The sequence below is a fragment of the bacterium genome (assembly GCA_035703895.1).
GTDB lineage: Bacteria > Sysuimicrobiota > Sysuimicrobiia > Sysuimicrobiales > Segetimicrobiaceae > Segetimicrobium.
This window is the reverse complement of sequence record DASSXJ010000085.1, coordinates 1-17,108: the sequence shown is the minus strand read 5'-3', so window position 1 is coordinate 17,108 and position 17,108 is coordinate 1. Positions and strand designations below refer to the sequence as shown.

Annotated in this window: 20 protein-coding genes; 7 read left to right on the top strand and 13 right to left on the bottom strand. The window is 64.9% G+C overall.

The window, feature by feature from the left end:
* Positions 1-13: 13 nt before the first annotated feature.
* The 4 genes from VFP86_06035 to VFP86_06020 form a co-directional block, all read right to left on the bottom strand.
* Complete coding sequence (locus VFP86_06035; GenBank protein ID HET8999188.1) at positions 14-649, bottom strand: histidine phosphatase family protein; 636 nt, start codon at positions 647-649, stop codon at positions 14-16.
* A 48-nt stretch (positions 650-697) separates the two neighbouring features.
* A complete protein-coding gene (locus VFP86_06030; protein HET8999187.1) occupies positions 698-1,081 on the bottom strand; it encodes a twin-arginine translocase TatA/TatE family subunit in 384 nt (127 codons plus the stop codon).
* Positions 1,082-1,175: 94 nt separating this feature from the next.
* Positions 1,176-1,595, bottom strand: coding sequence for a putative metallopeptidase (locus VFP86_06025; protein ID HET8999186.1), 420 nt, complete (start codon positions 1,593-1,595; stop codon positions 1,176-1,178).
* Between the two features lie 13 nt (positions 1,596-1,608).
* Positions 1,609-2,094, bottom strand: coding sequence for a DinB family protein (locus VFP86_06020; GenBank protein ID HET8999185.1), 486 nt, complete (start codon positions 2,092-2,094; stop codon positions 1,609-1,611).
* 212 nt (positions 2,095-2,306) lie between these two features.
* Here VFP86_06020 and VFP86_06015 point away from each other — a divergent pair, with 212 nt between their 5' ends.
* Positions 2,307-2,717 carry a DUF1761 domain-containing protein gene (locus VFP86_06015; protein HET8999184.1) on the top strand — a complete coding sequence of 137 codons (411 nt, stop codon included), beginning with the start codon at positions 2,307-2,309 and terminating at the stop codon, positions 2,715-2,717.
* A gap of 14 nt (positions 2,718-2,731) precedes the next feature.
* Here VFP86_06015 and gyrA read toward each other — a convergent pair whose 3' ends face one another.
* The 9 genes from gyrA to VFP86_05970 form a co-directional block, all read right to left on the bottom strand.
* The gene (gene gyrA, locus VFP86_06010) at positions 2,732-5,170 is read right to left on the bottom strand and encodes a DNA gyrase subunit A (protein ID HET8999183.1); all 2,439 of its coding nucleotides are present in this window, start codon (positions 5,168-5,170) and stop codon (positions 2,732-2,734) included.
* Between the two features lie 4 nt (positions 5,171-5,174).
* Positions 5,175-7,091 (bottom strand): DNA topoisomerase (ATP-hydrolyzing) subunit B, encoded by a 1,917-nt coding sequence (gene gyrB, locus VFP86_06005; protein ID HET8999182.1) that lies wholly within the window; start codon positions 7,089-7,091, stop codon positions 5,175-5,177.
* Between the two features lie 144 nt (positions 7,092-7,235).
* Complete coding sequence (locus tag VFP86_06000; GenBank protein HET8999181.1) at positions 7,236-7,499, bottom strand: extracellular matrix/biofilm biosynthesis regulator RemA family protein; 264 nt, start codon at positions 7,497-7,499, stop codon at positions 7,236-7,238.
* Between the two features lie 6 nt (positions 7,500-7,505).
* Entirely contained in the window at positions 7,506-7,835 is a 330-nt protein-coding gene (locus VFP86_05995) for a DUF721 domain-containing protein (GenBank protein ID HET8999180.1), read from the bottom strand.
* Positions 7,807-8,907 carry a DNA replication/repair protein RecF gene (gene recF, locus VFP86_05990; protein ID HET8999179.1) on the bottom strand — a complete coding sequence of 367 codons (1,101 nt, stop codon included), beginning with the start codon at positions 8,905-8,907 and terminating at the stop codon, positions 7,807-7,809. Before recF ends, VFP86_05995 begins: the two co-directional genes overlap by 29 nt.
* On the bottom strand, positions 8,894-9,094 hold the full coding sequence (locus VFP86_05985; protein HET8999178.1) for an RNA-binding S4 domain-containing protein: 201 nt from the start codon (positions 9,092-9,094) through the stop codon (positions 8,894-8,896). The genes recF and VFP86_05985 overlap by 14 nt, the downstream gene beginning before the upstream one ends.
* 31 nt (positions 9,095-9,125) lie before the next feature.
* Positions 9,126-10,235: a DNA polymerase III subunit beta gene (dnaN, locus tag VFP86_05980; protein HET8999177.1), complete on the bottom strand. Its 1,110-nt coding sequence runs from the start codon at positions 10,233-10,235 to the stop codon at positions 9,126-9,128.
* Between the two features lie 198 nt (positions 10,236-10,433).
* A complete protein-coding gene (gene dnaA / locus VFP86_05975) occupies positions 10,434-11,804 on the bottom strand; it encodes a chromosomal replication initiator protein DnaA (protein ID HET8999176.1) in 1,371 nt (456 codons plus the stop codon).
* Between the two features lie 16 nt (positions 11,805-11,820).
* Positions 11,821-12,609, bottom strand: coding sequence for an ATP-binding protein (locus VFP86_05970; protein ID HET8999175.1), 789 nt, complete (start codon positions 12,607-12,609; stop codon positions 11,821-11,823).
* A 528-nt stretch (positions 12,610-13,137) separates the two neighbouring features.
* On the opposite strand from VFP86_05970, the gene rpmH reads away from it, so the two are divergent.
* The 6 genes from rpmH to VFP86_05940 all read left to right on the top strand — a co-directional run bounded on the left by rpmH (position 13,138) and on the right by VFP86_05940 (position 17,070).
* On the top strand, positions 13,138-13,275 hold the full coding sequence (rpmH, locus tag VFP86_05965; protein ID HET8999174.1) for a 50S ribosomal protein L34: 138 nt from the start codon (positions 13,138-13,140) through the stop codon (positions 13,273-13,275).
* A gap of 349 nt (positions 13,276-13,624) precedes the next feature.
* Positions 13,625-13,846 carry a membrane protein insertion efficiency factor YidD gene (gene yidD, locus VFP86_05960; GenBank protein ID HET8999173.1) on the top strand — a complete coding sequence of 74 codons (222 nt, stop codon included), beginning with the start codon at positions 13,625-13,627 and terminating at the stop codon, positions 13,844-13,846.
* An 18-nt stretch (positions 13,847-13,864) separates the two neighbouring features.
* Positions 13,865-14,674 carry a YidC/Oxa1 family membrane protein insertase gene (locus VFP86_05955; protein ID HET8999172.1) on the top strand — a complete coding sequence of 270 codons (810 nt, stop codon included), beginning with the start codon at positions 13,865-13,867 and terminating at the stop codon, positions 14,672-14,674.
* Positions 14,671-15,453 carry an RNA-binding cell elongation regulator Jag/EloR gene (gene jag / locus VFP86_05950; GenBank protein ID HET8999171.1) on the top strand — a complete coding sequence of 261 codons (783 nt, stop codon included), beginning with the start codon at positions 14,671-14,673 and terminating at the stop codon, positions 15,451-15,453. The genes VFP86_05955 and jag overlap by 4 nt, the downstream gene beginning before the upstream one ends.
* Positions 15,454-15,460: 7 nt before the next feature.
* Complete coding sequence (gene rsmG / locus VFP86_05945; protein ID HET8999170.1) at positions 15,461-16,171, top strand: 16S rRNA (guanine(527)-N(7))-methyltransferase RsmG; 711 nt, start codon at positions 15,461-15,463, stop codon at positions 16,169-16,171.
* Entirely contained in the window at positions 16,168-17,070 is a 903-nt protein-coding gene (locus tag VFP86_05940; GenBank protein ID HET8999169.1) for a serine hydrolase, read from the top strand. The genes rsmG and VFP86_05940 overlap by 4 nt, the downstream gene beginning before the upstream one ends.
* Positions 17,071-17,108 lie beyond the last annotated feature (38 nt).

Below are 17,108 nucleotides of genomic sequence, written 5' to 3'. Positions count from 1 at the left end.
GGGGCTGCGCCCGCTACTCGGCGGCGGCGCGCTCTTCTCCAATATCCGCCAGGTGCGCCGTCTCGTTCATCACTCGCACGACCCTGTGAATGCCATACACATCCACGATGCTGATCCCAGCGTTGTCTTGGCGGATCCGCCAGTACGAACTCAGCGGGGCATCGAGGGCCGAGAGCAGCACCATCTTGTTCACCGCCCCGTGGGCCACCACCGCGATGGTCGCATCGTCGTGCCGGGCGAGGATCTCCTCCACCGCCCGCAGCGCTCGCGCCTGCACCTCGTGCAGCGACTCGCCCTCGAGAGGCACGACGTGCTCGGGATCGCGGCGGCGGCGGGCGACGACGTCGCCAAAGCGCTGGGTGATCTCCCCCTCGGTCAAGCCCTCCCACACCCCCAAGTCGATCTCATGGAGATCTGCCACCGGGACGACGGGGAGCCGGTGGGGCGCAGCGATCGCCAGGGCCGTGTCCCACGCGCGGATGAGCGGGCTGCTGTAGATCGCCGCGAGCGGCACGGCGGCAAGGACACCGGCCAGGCGCGCGGCCTGAGATCTCCCGAGGGGACTCAGTTCGATGTTCATCCGGCCCTGACAGCGCCCCTCGGCGTTCCATAGGGTCTGGCCGTGACGCACCAGATAGACGCGGATCACCGGGCGATCACCCGTGCCCGGTCATCGCACAGACACCCGAGGCGGTGGTTATTCCTTTCGCTGGAGGGACTCCAGCACGGCCTGCGAGGACGGCTCAGATGCGAGCGAGTGAGGGCCCTCGAGATCGAGGTCGCCCGAGGTGGAGGAGTCGGCGGCGGCCGTCGCCGGAGCCGCACCCCCGATCATCGGGAACGTCGGGGTGACCGGTTCGGGCGCAGGGAGCGCCGCCGGCTCGGTCGACGAGAACGTGTCTTCCGTCTTGTGCACCTCTTCGACCGCCGTGCTGAACTGCTCCTGGGCGTCGCGAACCGCGCTCCGAAAATCCCTGATCGCCCGGCCCATGGCTCCGCCGAGCCCGATGAGCTTCTGCGGACCAAAGATAAACAACGCGATGATGAGGATGATGAACAGCTTCTCAGGGTTGTCGAACATCTCTCACGTCCTCCGGAATCACCATTCTACACTACGTGGGCAGCGCCCTAAAGGGTCGGGCGCTCCACGCCGTGTCGCCTTCCGGTAGCCGGGGCTACCTCCGATGGGATGAACGGCGGCGGCGTGGCGCGTGCTTCCGGCTGTTGGCGATAAAGCGCTGGTAGAAGCGCTCGACCGTCCTGCGGTTGATCCGGAAGCTGGGCGACCGGTGTGGCCGGATCGCACCGCTAAACGTGCGGGGGATGTGGAGCAACTCGTGGATCAGGACCCGATCCTGTTCGCCCGGCGGCAGGCGGCTGAACTCAGGTTCGATGATCTCGACGACATACGCGGGTCGTGTGCCGAGCACCTGCTGCCAGAGGGTCGGCAGCCCCCAGATCCGAGCCCACGCCTCCGAGGTCGAGCCGTATCCGCGGACACAGAAGATCCGGGACGGGTCGACGTGTGTGAACCCCAGGGCCCCGATGATCTTCCGCAGCCGAGCGTGGGTCTTCAGGCACTCATTCCAGTACATGGTGGAACCTCGATCAGCGGGACGCAGCCTCGCGAGGAGCCGTCCGCGCAAGTTTGAGCAAGAGCAACGCCTGCCCGCGATGATACCCTAGGTGTTCGATGTAGTGCAGCAGCGACCACAACTTGGTCGGGCGGCGGGGCGGCGTGCCCGTCGTGACCGATGGCGCGGTCTCCGCCTCGAGAGCGGCCATCGAGAGGGGCGCGAGGACCTGGCGCGTCAGTCGCCGCGCCACGTCGACCGCGTGCAGGACGTCCGCCCGCCGCGGCTGATCATGCAGGAACTCCTGTTCACGCGCCCGCTGGCTGGGAATCCCGCCTATCGCTTCGCCGATCCAATAGCGCTCACTGCCGGCGAGATGACGCAGGAGGATCGCCACGGAGTTGAACTCCGCACCCGGCGTCCAGTGAAAGCGGGTGTCGTCCGCCCCGGCCACATCCCGCAGGAGTCCCTCCCACATCTCATCGAGGTGGGCTACGAGCGCCTGCACCGCGGCATCCATCGCGTTGCTCCTCCTCCGGCTCACCGTTCGCGTCGAGAGCCTCGCCCGTCCGCGTATGGAGAGATTCGGCCCGGCGCGCATTCCGCCCTCCTACGTTCGCCGGGCGGCAAGGACCGTCCCTGCTCCGTGCGATCACACGCCGGACGTGGGCGCGTCGCACCGGCAGGGAAACACACATTCCTGGTGAAGCCGTGCCAGCGGAGGTGAGTGCCTTGCCGCAGGTCCACATCAATTACGTCGCGGTCGTTGTCGCGGCGCTCGTGTCCATGATCCTCGGAGCGATTTGGTACGCGCCGCCGGTGTTCGGGAACGTGTGGATGCAGTTGATCGGCAAGAAGCCGGAGGATCTCCAGACGGGGGCGATGCCGCAGGCTTACTCGATGATGTTCGTCGCCGCGCTGGTACTGTCGTTTGTCCTCGCCCACGTCCTGCGGTGGGCGAACGCGATGACGGCGATCGGCGGCGTGAAGGTCGCGCTGACGATGTGGATCGGGTTCGTGCTGACGACGAGCGCGGGGGGATTCATCTTCGAAGGCCGGCCGGTCAAGCTGTACTGGCTGGTCAACGGCTATCAGGGCGTGGCGCTGGTGCTCATGGGCCTCATCCTGGCCGTCTGGGCCTGACCCCGCCGGCCCCCCTACGCGTCGGCCGTGTCGTCGGAGACGACGATCGGCGCCATCGCCGACACGCGATCGCCCTCGTCGAGCCGCTGGAGCCGGACGCCCTGCGCCTCCCGGCCCTGGGCTGAGATATCCTTGACCAGGAGGCGGTTCACGATCCCCTGCGCGGTGATGACCAGCAGTTCGTCCTGATCGTTGACCGCCCGGATCGCGGCGACGCCGCCCGTGCGCGGGGTCAGGCGGATGCTTCGCACGCCTGAGCCGCCGCGGCGCTGCAGGCGGTACTGGCTCAGCAGCGTCCGCTTCCCGAGCCCGAGCTCGGTCGCCACAAGGAGATATCCTCCCTCGCCGCTGATCGCCATGCCCACGACGGCGTCGTCCTTGCGCAGCGCGATCCCGATGACACCGCGGGCCGCGCGCCCCATTTCGCGCACGTTGGCTTCTTTGAAGCGGATCGCCTGCCCGCGCCGGGTGGCCAGAATGATCTCTTCCTTCCCGTCGGTGAATCGCACGGCGACGAGCTCGTCGTCCTTATCCAGGGAGATCGCGACGATGCCCGCGCGCTTTGCATTGATGAACTCCATCAACCCCGTCTTCTTCACGAAGCCCTTCTTGGTCGCGAAGAACAGGAAGCCGGCGTCCTCGAAGGACCGGATCGGGATGATCGCGTTGACCCGCTCGCCCTGGGCGACGTTGATGAGGTTGATCAGACTCGTGCCCTTGGCCGTTCGGCCGGCCTCCGGCACTTCGTACGCCTTGACCCGGTACACTTTCCCGCGGTTGCTGAAGAAGAGCACGAACGCGTGGTTCGTGGTGATGGTCACCACCTCCACGTAGTCCTCCTCCTTCGTCCCCATCCCCACGACGCCGCGGCCGCCGCGGTGCTGCCGCCGGTAGGTCTCGAGCGGAAGCCGCTTGATATACCCGTTGTGCGTAAGGGTGATGACGATGTCCGCGTCGGGGATCAGATCCTCCTCTTCCAGCTCCGCATCCTTGCCGGTGATCCGGGTCCGCCGCGCGTCCCCGAACCGCTCCTTCACCTCGTGGAGCTCCGTCTTGACGATCGCGAACACCTTGCGTTCGTCGCGCAGCACGTCCTCGTAGTAGGCGATCGCCTTGATCAGCGCCTTGTATTCCTCGTCGAGCTTCTCGCGCTCGAGTTGCGTCAACCGCTGGAGCCGCATCTCCAAGATCGCCTCGGCCTGCAGCTCGCTCAGCTTGAACTGTTTCATCAACCCTGTCCGGGCGGCCGGGACGTCTTTGGCTTTGCGGATCAGCGCGATCACCTCGTCGAGCGACTTGAGCGCGATCTTGAGGCCCTCGAGGATGTGCGCGCGGGCCTTCGCCTTCTTGAGCTCGAACTCCGTCCGCCGGGTGACGACGACCTTGCGGTGCTCCAAGTAGTACGCGAGCATCTGCTTGAGGGTGAGCACCCGCGGGACGCCGTCGACCAGAGAGAGCATGATCGCCCCGAAGGTCGTCTGCATCTGCGTGTGCTTGAAGAGCTGATTTTGCACGATCTGGGGGTTCACATCGCGGCGGAGCTCGATCACAATCCGCATGCCCTGCCGGTCGCTCTCGTCGCGGAGATCGCTCACCCCGTTGAGCTTCTTCTCGCGCACGAGTTCCGCGATCCGCTCGATCAGCGAGGCCTTGTTCACCATATACGGGATCTCGGTCACGATGATGGCGACCCGCCCACCCCGCAGCTCCTCCATCGCAGCCTTGGCGCGAACGATGATGCTCCCCCGTCCCTCCAAGTACGCCTGGCGGATCCCCTCCCGGCCGAGGATCAGGCCACCGGTCGGGAAGTCCGGACCTTTGACGATCTTCAGGAGGTCCTCCACCTCGAGCTTGGGGTTGTCGATCAGCGCGATCAGCGCATCCAGCAGCTCGCCGAGGTTGTGGGGGGGGATATTCGTCGCCATCCCCACCGCGATCCCAGCGGCACCGTTCATCAGGAGGTTGGGCACCCGGCTCGGGAGGACGACCGGCTGCTCGAGGGTCTGATCGAAGTTGGGAGTGAAGGGCACGGTCTCTTTGTCGATATCGGCCAGGAGCTCCATCGCCATGCGGGACAGACGCGCCTCGGTATAGCGCATCGCCCCGGGCGGGTCGCCGTCGACGCTGCCGAAGTTGCCCTGGCCATCGATCAACGGGTACCGGAAGCTAAACTCCTGGGCCATCCGCACGAGGGCCTCGTAGATCGGGACGTCCCCGTGCGGATGATACCGGCCCATCACATCGCCGACGACGCGCGCGCACTTCCGGTAGGGCCGATCGGGGCTCAGGCCCATCTCGGAGGCGCCGTAGAGGATACGGCGCTGGACCGGCTTGAGCCCGTCCCGAACATCCGGCAGCGCGCGGCTGACGATGACGGACATCGCATAGTCCAGGTACGATGTCCGCATCTCCTGCGCGATCGGCTGAGTGATGATGCTTTCTTCGGCGGCCACGGTATTAGATATCCAGGTTGCGGACTTCCTTCGCGTACTTTTGGATGAACTGTCGCCGCGGCTCGACCTCGTCGCCCATCAGCGTCTTGAACACCTCATCCACTTCATTCACGCCGTTCCCCTCGTAATGATCCAGCTCCACCCGCAGCAGCGTCCGCTTCTCCGGATTCATCGTCGTCTCCCACAGCTGCTCCGGGTTCATCTCCGAGAGCCCCTTATACCGCTGAATCTCGAAGGTCGTGTTGTGCTTGGTCAGGTCGGCCGTGATCTCGTCCCGTTCCGCATCAGAGTAGGCATAGTAGGGCTTCTTTCCGGCTTTGATCAGGTAGAGGGGCGGCTGGGCGATGTAGACCTTGCCACGCTCGATCAACTGGGGCATGTACCGGTAGAGGAACGTCAGCAGGAGCGTGCGGATGTGCGCGCCGTCGACATCGGCATCGGCCATGAGGATCACGCGGTCGTACCGCCGCTTGTCGATGTTGAACTCCTTGTCGATGCCCGTGCCGAGCGCGGTGATGAGCGCACGGATCTCCTCGTGGCCCAGCATTTTGTCCTGACGCGCCTTCTCCACGTTGAGGATCTTGCCTTGGATCGGCAGGATCGCTTGGAACTGCCGGTCCCGACCGCCCTTGGCGCTGCCGCCGGCCGATTCCCCCTCGACGATAAAGATCTCGCACTTCGTCGGATCTTTCTCGGCGCAGTCGGCGAGCTTGCCGGGAAGCGTGCTGACGTCGAGGGCGTTCTTCCGCCGGACGAGCTCGCGGGCCTGCCGGGCGGCCTCGCGGGCGCGCGCGGCCTGGATCGCCTTTGCAACGATTTTCTTGGCGTCGCCCGGGTGCGACTCGAAATACTCGGCCAGCTCCTCACCGACGACCGACTCGACGAGGCCCTTCACTTCGGGGTTGCCGAGCTTGGTCTTCGTCTGTCCTTCGAATTGCGGCTCGGGAAGCTTGATCGAGATCACCGCCGTCAGGCCCTCGCGGACGTCCTCGCCTTGGAGGCTCACGTCCCCGTTCCGCATGAGCCCTTGCCGACGCGCATAATCGTTGATGCTGCGCGTCAGCGCGGAACGGAACCCGACGAGATGCGTCCCGCCCTCGATGGTATTGATCGTATTGACGTAGGTGAAGACGTGCTCGAGGTACCCGGTGTTGTACTGGATGGCCGCGTCGACCTCGACGGCATCGCGGACACGACGCACCGTGATCGGATCGCCGACCGCCCCTTTATTTTTGTTGTGCGCGCGGACGAGCTCGGTGATCCCACCCTTGTGGGCAAACTCCTTCATCTCGCCCGTGCGCTCGTCCAGGAGAGTCAGCACCAAGCCGGCGTTCAGGTAGGCCAGCTCGTCCAGGCGCTCCGCGATGATCTTGGCATCGTACTCTCGCTCCACGAAGATCTGGGGATCCGGCTTGAAGGTCACCGTCGTGCCCGTGTGGTCGGCTTTCCCCACAGAGCGGAGCGGGGTGACCCGCTGACCTCGCTCAAAGCGCTGCGTGTAGCGCTTCCCGTCCCGGTCGACCTGCACCTCGAGCCACTCCGAGAGCGCGTTCACGACCGACACGCCGACGCCGTGCAGCCCGCCCGAGATTTTGTACCCGCCCCCGCCGAACTTCCCGCCGGCGTGGAGCATCGTCATCACGACCTCTACGGCGGACTTGCCGACTTTGGGAACGATGTCGACGGGGATCCCGCGGCCGTCATCGACCACCGTGACGCTGTTATCCTTGTGAATGGTCACGTCGATGCGGTGAGCGAACCCGGCGAGCGCCTCATCGACGCTGTTATCGACGACCTCAAAGACGAGGTGGTGGAGCCCCCGGCTGCCGGTACTCCCCACGTACATGCCGGGCCGCTTGCGGACACCCTCTAGGCCTTCCAGGACCTGGATCTGTTGGGCGTCGTAAGACGTTTCAGCCATGCAGCAACCTATCCTCCGAAGTCGGCTCCGGTCCCTGATTCAGTAAAGGGCACAACTCGGTTTAGAGGGCATGGCGGGCGCCACGCCGTGAAAGTTCCTTCAACTTATATTACCAAAATTGACCACCCGGGTCAAACCCCCGGATTACCCCTGGCTCAACCCCCACTGGACGTGGGTCACCCGCTTCTGAAGCGTCAGCGAAGAGATCGCCGACGTGTACACCGCGGTGGCCGTGACCACCACCGCCTTGGTGTCCTCCGTGGGGACCTCGGACCGGATCCTCCCCTGCCGGCGGGCGGTGTCCATGAACTTCCGGTTGTCCTCGCTGTCGTGCAGCAGCCTGAAATCGAAAATGCCGACAATCTCCTGGATAGGCACCACGACATCTCCACCAAGGTGTACGTACACGCCGCCTCACCCGCCGCTCGTGGCCGTCGAATCCGCCGCGTCGGACTCCCCCGACGGCCGTATCACGACCTGGATATCCTGGATCGCCGCTCCCCCCACTTTCCGGTTGAGGGCTACGACCAGCGCATCCCGACGCAGCCGGAGTTCATACGACAGCGCGGGGAGATCCGTCGTCACCACCAGCGCGTTCCCGCGGATGCCGGCCGCTCTCGTATGACGGGCATGCAGCTCGCCGACGACCTCGGGCCACGCGTCGAGGACCCCCGCCTGCCAAGCCCGACGAGGCCCCACCAGCGATCGGAGGGCGTCAGAGAGCAGATCCCCGAGCCGAAACACTCGAGTCCTCCGCGATGGCGCCGGACCGGACGCGCAGCACACGCATGGGGATATCCGCACACGAAGGAATCTCGGTATGGGTCAGCAACACCTGCGGGCCGTCGACTTCCCGAAGCAACAGAGCCTGCCTCGAGGCGTCGAGGTGTGCCATGACGTCGTCGAGCAGCACCACGGGCCACTCACCCAACTCTTCCCGCAGCAGGTCCACCTCGGCGAGCCGCAGGCTCAGCGCCACGGTGTGGTGCTGCCCCCGAGAGCCAAACATTCGCACGTCGACCCCGTTGATCGTGAACTGAAGGTCATCCCGGTGCGGACCGGCCTGGGTCACTCCGCGCCGGAGATCCTCGGCTCGGCCGGCCTCCAGCGCGCGCCGCAACGCCTCGCGCTCCTCGTCGTCGCCGACCGCACAGATATACGAGATCTCGAGGCGCTCGTCCCCGCCCCCCAATCGGGCGTGACGGTCGGCCGCCCATGCGGCGAGCCGGCCGACGAACGCCCGCCGCCGGCCGATCAGCATCGCCCCCAACTCCACCAACTGATCATCCCAGGGCGCCAGAATCGCGGCGCCCGCCGACGCCCGCAACAACTGGTTCCGCTGCCGGAGCACCCGTGCATACCGGGTCAGCGCGAAAAAGTAGGACGGGCTGACCTGCGCCAGCGCGGCATCCATGACCCGCCGCCGGTGGGTGGGCGCCCCCCGAATCATCTCGTCATCCAACGACCCCGCGAGGACGACAGCGCACCGGCCCAGCAACTGGCCGCGCGTTGCCGAGACCCCGTTCACCTTGACGCGCCGCGCTCCGCTCGCCCGATCAAACGCGACCTCGATCGTCTGCCCCCTGGTCCCCTGCACGCCGGCGCGGACGTACGCGCGATCCTGGCCAAACCGGATCACTTCCACGTCACGGCCAACCCTCGGGCTTCGGCCCAACGCCACCGTGTAGATCGCTTCGAGGAGATTGCTCTTGCCCTGCGCGTTCGAGCCAACGAGGAAGGCGACCCCGGGACCGAACGTCAGATCCGTCACCGCGTAGTTTCGGAAATCGCGCAGCCGGAGCTCAGCGAGCCACAACGCGGTACTCCCGTCCAGAGACCGCGAACCGGTCCCCCGGGACGAGCCGGCGGCCCCGCCGGCGGTCAACGGTCCCGTTGACCGCCACGCGACCGGCCCGAATCAAGAGTTTTGCCTGACCTCCGGTCGGCGCGATGCCCGCCCATTTCAACGCATCGCCGAGGGTAATCTCGGCCGTCGTGATCACGACATCCGCGGGGCCGCGTTCGTCCCGCCGGCTATCCGTAGACCCTGACGGGGGCAAGCACGTAGAGGTAGTCCACGTGATCCACCGGCCGCAGCACACCGGGGCTGAGCGATCCGGTCAGTTCGAAGAACACCTCGGGGGTGTCCATATTCGCGAGCGCGTCGAGAAGGAACTTCGCGTTGAACGCGACCTGGATCGCTTCCCCCTCCGCCCGGACCTCGATATCTTCCTGCGCCTTGCCGACTTCGGGCGTGTTCGAACTGATGGTCAGCGTCCCTTCATCCGCGGCAAGCCGCACAACGTTGGCGGAGTCCCGGGCGGTGATGCTGGCTCGACGGACCGCCCGAAGCAACTGCTCGGTCCCGACCTTGATGCGCTGCTTGAACTCTGCCGGGATCACCTTTTCGTAAGGAGGAAATTGTCCGGCGATCAGCCGTGAAACAAAGCGCAGACCGGCCGCGGTAAAGATCAGCTGGTTTTCATGCGATGCGATAGCGACGTCACCATCGACACCCCCCAGGGCCCGCACCAATTCGGCCATCGTCTTGCTGGGAACGATCGCCGCGATTTTGCCTCTCGAGCTCTCCACCAACTTAACCTTTCGCAGCGCCAGTCGACCGCCGTCGGTCGCTACCAACCGACCGTCACCATCTTCCAAAACGAGGTAGACTCCCGTTAAGAATGGGCGCGTTTCATCCGTGGACACAGCAAAGCTTGTTTGACGGATCATTGTACGGAACACACCGGCATCGATCCGTGCGACCACCTCGCCACTATTCGACGGCATCAACGGGAAATCAGCTGCAGGAAGACCGAGGATCTCAAACTTAATGGTGTCGCAGGTAATCCGTGCTTTCGTGTCGCCTTCACTGACATCCAACGTCATCGTTGAGACCGGGAGATTTGAGACAATATCCCCAAAAATGCGGGCGGGAAGGGTGATGCTGCCGGCTTCACCCACCGTTGCAGTGATCTGTGCCTCGATGCCGAGCTCGAGATCGGTCGCCGCGATCTTGAGATGCCCGTCTGTTGCTTCCAGCAAAAGATTTCCAAGAATCGGCATACTGGCCCGGCTCGAGATCGCACGGCTTACCGTTTGGACCTCGCGTAAGAGGTGCTCTTGCGAGCACTGTACGCGCATATACACAGCCCTCCCTAAGGGCTATTTTATTAATAAAGATTCGTCGTACCCGTAGTAGAACCTGTGGATTATGTGCATATCCACGTCCGCACGAGGATCAGCACGGATTTTGCCCTGTGGACAACCTCTTGATGCCCTTAGGTGGTTATCCCTGATCTACTATGGGTAGAACCACACTATCGCTCAGGAAGGTTAAAACTATACCTTGTCCACCCCGCCTGGGCGCTCCGTCCGAAAGTTGTCCACAAGGCTCTTGATCCCTGCGGCAAGATGGATATCTTGAATCACCGCGGCTTTCACACGGTCACAGGCATGCATCACGGTGGTGTGATCCCGTCCTCCGAACTCTTCGCCGATTCGGGGCAGGGAAGCGTCGGTTAACTCTCGCGAGAGGTACATGGCGACCTGACGGGGGAAGGCGACACCCTTGGTCCGCCGTTTGGCTTTCATCTCCTCGACCCGGATGCCAAAGAACTCCGCGACCGCGCGTTGGATGGTCGGGATGGTGATGGGACGAACACGTGTTTGCGGGAGAATTTCACGGAGCACATCGGCGGCAAGATCGACCGAGAGTGGGGCTCGGGACATCTGTCCATGTGCACGGAGGCGGCTGAGCGCCCCTTCGAGTTCGCGGATGTTTGAGGAGATCCGTTCGGCGATGTACTGCGCCACCTCATCGGGGAGGTCGATGGCATCGAGTTCCGCTTTCTTGCGGAGAATCGCGATCCGCGTCTCATAGTCGGGGGCCTGAATGTCCGCGAGCAGGCCCCATTCGAAGCGGGACCGCAGGCGATCTTCAAGCGTGGGGATCTCGCGTGGAGGCCGGTCGCTGCTGATAATCAGCTGACGGCTGGATTCGTGGAGGGCATTGAAGGTATGAAAGAACTCTTCCTGCGTGCGTTCCTTGCCTGCGAGAAACTGAATGTCGTCGATCAGCAGCACATCGGCGGTGCGGTACTTGTTCCGGAACTCCACGGTTTTGTCGTCGCGAATCGAGTTGATCAGATCGTTGGTGAACTTTTCCGATGAGACATACATCACCTTGGCCATCTGCTTGTGCGTGAGGACGTGATGGCCGATCGCCTGCAGGAGGTGGGTCTTCCCCAATCCGACCCCCCCGTAGATGAACAGCGGATTGTACGCTTTGGCGGGCGCCTCGGCGACGGCCAGGGCCGCCGCGTGCGCAAACCGGTTGCCGCTGCCGATGACGAACGTCTCGAACGTGTACCGTCCCGTAATGATCAGCGCATCCGCGCCACCCGCCCGGGTGGTGACGGGCTGTCGGGTCGGGGCGGGGGACACGGGCTCGCTGTCGGCGACAATGAACTCGACATCCACGCCGTGTCTGAGAATGTCTTGGAGGGTCTCGGTGATCAAGCGCCGGTACCGTCCTTCCAGCCATTCCTTGGCGAACAGGCTGGGGACGGAGATGACGAAGACGTTTTTGTGGAGCGCCATCGGGCGCATATGCTTGAAAAATGCTTCGAAGCTGGGCTTGGTCAGCTGGCGCTCGATGCGCGGCATGGCCTGCTGCCAGACTTCACCGGCCGCGCTGTGCTCAGGAGCCATTCGTGTCCTCCATGCGCTAGGGCTTGAACACCGTATCCAGGTAGGCGATCCCTTCTTCGGTCAGGGTGCGTTTTCCGGCCCCTCGAGAAGCCACGAGCTGGATCTTCGCCAAGGCGTCGAGTTCGCGGTGGGCGGTGCTGATGCTCACCCCGAGCTCTTTGGCGATCGTCGACGGACCGGCGGATCCCAGTTCCGCGATGAGCAGAAGCGCCTTGCGCTGCCGGTCCGTGATCCGCGTGTCGCGGACCCGGTCCGGCTGCGTGGGGGGGAGCGAGGGCCCCGGGACCCCCCGCGGCCCCGGACCGACCCTCAGCGTCACCACCGTTCCATGCTCAAGGTTATCCTCGACGGAGATCGCGCCTCCCAAGAACGCGAGTTGTTCGCGCGCCACGGGCAGGCCCGAACCGACCCCTTTGATAAACTGCCGCATCTCCCGGGTGGCTGTCGTGAATCCCGGGAGAAATGCGCGGTCCTTGTCCCGGATCCCCGGGCCCTGATCAGAGATACGGATCGTGTTGCCGTCGTCCATGATGGTCACCACGGCGTCCTGAAAGTACGCGTGAATGAGATTCTCCACGATCTCTCTGATGACGACAAAGGGGATTTTCCCTCCGCGTTCCCTCGCATAATTATGCGTCTTGGAGGCTAGCTCCCCAACGAGCTCGTTGAAATCTTCGGCGGAAAGTGAGATGACCTGCGGCGGCGCAAGCAGCGAGTCATAGACAGCCAGACGCACCTCGGGGGCCAGGCCTTCCTCCTGGGTTCCCCTTGATTTCGCGATCAGCCGCAGGAAGAAATCCTGCATGCACCCTGTCTCCGTGTGCAGAGCCTCAGAATTGGATGTGGGCAGGTCCCATCCTTCACGGATCCTTCACAACCGGCGATGGGGGTCAATATTTTCTCGCTCTCCATGACGGGCGGCTGGACGGTCATCGTTGTGGAGAGATGCGATCTCGAAAATCTACGATTTTCTCAGCCCTGTAGATTCGGGATCGCTGAGGGAACTGTGGTAATAGGGCCTAAATATCCGGCTCCCGAACGTTATCCACAGGTGTGGAAAAGATTGTGGACAACCTCGACGATCTCCTCTTTTCTCGATCACGAGTTCCCCATCGGACGCATGATTCGGATGACTACCTCCGTCCGGCATGTCGCTCTCCGGCAGAGAATCTGGATAACCCTGGTAGTTGTCCAAGGGTTATCCCCAACCACCGCGGTCTTCGCGGGCCTTCGGTGACCTGCGTTGAACGGTTAGACGATCCTATGCTATAGTGGGCTCACACACGGCCCGCCCGTCCGCTGCCGGCCGCTGGGAGATTGAGAGGGGCGCCCCATGAAGCGCACATTCCAACCAAACCGACGGCATCGCAGCAAGACCCACGGATTCCGCACGAGAATGCGGACCCCCGGCGGTAGAAACGTCCTGCGCCGTAGGCGCGCCCGGGGACGGCAGCGTTTGGCCCCATCCTAAGGAAGCGCAGCGGCGCGGACGGATCCCCCCCCTGGTTCTATCGAGTTCCGGCGAGTCTACCGGGAGGGACGCCGGTTTCTCGGGACGACGCTGGTGGTGTATGTCCGGCCGACTGACGGGCGCCGGAGGGTCGGCATTACCGCCGGAAAACGGTTCGGGGGGGCCGTAGCCAGGAACCGGGCCAAGCGACGTCTGCGCGAGGCGTTCAGGCGGCTGGAGAGCCGCCTTCATGATCATGGGGATCTCGTACTGGTGGCCCGCCCCCCGGTGTTGACCGCCCCATTCGAGTTGATCGTATCGGAGATGGAGACGCTGTGCGCCGCCGGGCGGATGCTAGAGGGGTCGCCGTATGAGTCGGGTCGCTAACGCGATGGGGTTGGGGATGATCCGCCTGTACCAGCGGTGGATCTCGCCATTCACCTCCCCGTCCTGCCGATACTTCCCCTCATGTTCGGAGTATGCGGCCCAAGCGGTCACACGATACGGCGTATTCCGGGGAAGCTGGCTGGCCCTGCGGCGTCTGCTTCGGTGCCATCCGTTCCACCCGGGCGGGTACGATCCCGTGCCGTAGGCCCAGGGAGGTTCGTAGGTGTATCAGCAGTTGATCAGCCCGATCACGCAGGCGCTGAGCGCGACGCTGCAGTTTTTCTATGGTTTTGCGCACGACTACACGCTGGCGATCGTGCTCCTGACGCTCGCGGTCAAGCTGGTCCTCCACCCGCTCACCCGCACGCAGTTGAAATCCATGAAGGGCATGCAGGTCGTGGCGCCCCACGTGGAGGCCCTCCGGCGGAAGTACAAGGAAGACCCGCAAACGCTGAACCGGGAGATCATGCAGCTGTACAGGGCCCACAAGGTCAACCCCGCCATGGGGTGCCTCCCGATGATCGTGCAGATGCCGGTGTTCATCGCCCTGTGGCAGCTCCTCTACAAGAAGGGGTTGTTCGGCACCGCGGCCGTGTTCGGCATCCCGTGGATGCGCCTCGACCAAGCGCCGAATCTCAGCCAGATCATGTCGGAGGTAGGGACCGGACATCCCGAGCGTCTCCTGCTCCTGATCTTTCCCGTCCTCATCTTTGTCACGATGTGGCTGCAGCAGCGCATGACGATCACGGATCCCCAGCAGGCGCGGATGCTGATTCTCATGCCGGTCATGATGGCGTGGTTCGCCACCATCTACCCGGTTGGAGTGTCGATCTATATGATCGTGTCCACGATGGCCTACCTGGGCGAGTATCTGTGGGTGGTTGGCCGGCCCCATCCGATGATCACCGCTCCGCCCAAATCCCAGATCGTGGCGCAGGCTCAGGCGTCTGGGAATGCCAAACAGCCCGCATCGAGGAACTCCGTTCAGCCCGCCCCGGTACCCAAGGGCAAGAAAGGAGCGAAGCGCAGGTGAGATCGGCTGAAGGCTCCGGGCGGACCGTCGAGGAGGCGATACGCGACGCCCTTCGGACGCTGGGGGCGCGACGCGAAGACGCGGATCTCATGGTGCTCGATGAAGGGAGCCGCGGCGTTCTCGGGCTCGGGTCGCGTCTGGCCCGGGTCCGGCTCACGCTCCTTTCGGAGATGGACGAAGGAGAAGAGGGGGCTCCTGAACCCTCGCGTGCGGCTCCTCAGGCTTCGGCCCTGCCCGAAGCCGAGGCCGCGGAGCTGATTCAGCTGGCCCAGGGTGTCGCGACTTCTCTGATCGAGGCGATGGGATTCCACGCCTCCGCCTCCGGGCGGGAAGAGGCCGGGCAGATCCACGTTTCGGTGACCGGGCCCGATCTTGCCCCCCTGATTGGACGCCGAGGTCAAACCCTGGACGCGCTCGATTTGGTGGTGAACCTGATCGTGGCGCATCGTCAGGGGCGCCGGATCCCCGTGATCGTCGACGTCGAGCGCTACCGGGAGCGTCGGGTGGAAACGCTGGAGGATATGGCCCGCCGATTCGCTGAGCGGGTGCGGCGGAGCGGGCGCCCGCTCGCGCTGAAGCCGATGTCTGCGGCCGAGCGGCGGATCATCCACACGACCCTCGCGGCCGACGGCGGTGTAACGACACACAGCGAAGGCGAGGATCCGGAGCGCCGGGTGGTGATCACCCCCCGCGGAGCATCATCCTCCAGCACCGCGGGGGCGTCTGGGCGCCCGCAGGGGAGATTCCGGTCCCGTTCGCACAACCACATGCGCCCGTAGGACGGAGGTGTCCGTCGGGCCGATCCTCAAGTCCGCCGGCGCCGCGCTCGGCATCGATCTCACTCCCTCCCAGTATGCCCTCCTCGAGCGCTACGTTGGGCTCGTGGTGTCCTGGCGCGATCGCCTCAATCTCACCGGGGTCCAGACGGAAGCAGCAGCCGCCCGCGTCCTCGTCGTCGATGCCCTGGCCTGCCTTCCGCATCTTCCGGATCGAGGGACGGTCGTCGATCTGGGAAGCGGGTCGGGCACGCCCGGCGTCCCGATCGCCGTGGCGCGGCCGGCGGTGCGTGTGCTGCTGGTGGAAGCATCCCGCAAGAAGGCCGGGTTTCTCGGTGTGGTCCTGCGCGCCCTTGGGCTTGCCAATGCGGATGTCGTCCACGCGCGGGCCGAAGCATTGGGCCGGACGCCGGCCCACCGCGAGCAATACGATGCGGCGACGGCCCGCGCAGTGGCGTCGCTTCCGGTGCTCGCCGAGCTCGCGCTGCCCTTGGTGCGGGTGGGGGGCGTCGCGGTGTTTCCCAAGGGATCCCACGCCGACGCGGAGATGCGCGCCGCGGCGGCGGGTCTGCGGCTGCTGGGGGGCGCTGCGGAAGCCCGCGCATTTGGGATGATCGTCGTGCGAAAGGTCGCGCCGACCCCCTCGGCGTACCCGCGCCGCCCCGGCGTACCGGGCAGGCGCCCTCTGGGGTCGCGAGAGTCACCGAGGAGGAGGAGATGAAGAGAGACTTGGGCAGGCGCATTCGGAGCATCGCGGCCAGGCTCGATGGGACGCTGGGCGTGTACGTGCACGCGCTCGGGACCGGGGAGCGGGTTAGCGTGCACGCGGATCAACTGTTCCCGATGGCGAGCGTGTTCAAGGTCCCGATCCTTGCCGAGCTCCTCAGCCGGGTGCACGCGGGGGAGAGGTCCCTAGAGGAGCGCGTTACGCTCACGGATGAGATGAGGTCGCCGGGATCGGGGGTGCTCAAGGAGGTGTCCGCGGGAACCGCCGTCACCGTGGGCGACCTGGCCACGCTCATGATCATCGTCAGCGACAACACCGCCACCGACATCCTCCTGGCTCGTCTGACCAAGGAGGCGGTGAACGCCCGCCTGCGCGCGTGCGGGCTCGAGCGCACCACGGTCGCGTTGGACTGCCGCGGGCTGCTCTACGAACTTGTGGGGCTGGGAGGCGCGCCGCCCGGGCCCGAGACCCGCGATCTCGCGACCGAACGCCTCCGGCGGAGGGAGATCGACCCGGACAGCCGCGTGTACCATGGCGAAGGCGTCAACATGACAACACCCCAGGAGATTGGCCGACTCCTCGAGCAGGTGGCCCGCGCGGCGTACGGGGTCGGGACCGTCCAGGCCACGCTGCCCGCTGAGGTCTGCCGGAGGATGCTCGATATCATGGGGCGCCAGCAGGTCCGCAACCGCCTGCCCCTGTTGCTTCCTCCTCGGACCGAGTTCGCCCACAAGACCGGCTCACTGAGTCGGGTCAGCAACGACGTGGGGATCCTGACCACGCCCCAGGGGCCCTGCGTTATCTCGGTGTTTGGGAAGGATCTCGGCGACGACCTCGACGGGCAGATGGCGATCGCCCGGGTTGGACTGGCGGTGTACGAGGCCCAGGGGTAAATCCGAAGAGGAGGAGACTCGCCCGTCTCGCGAATACC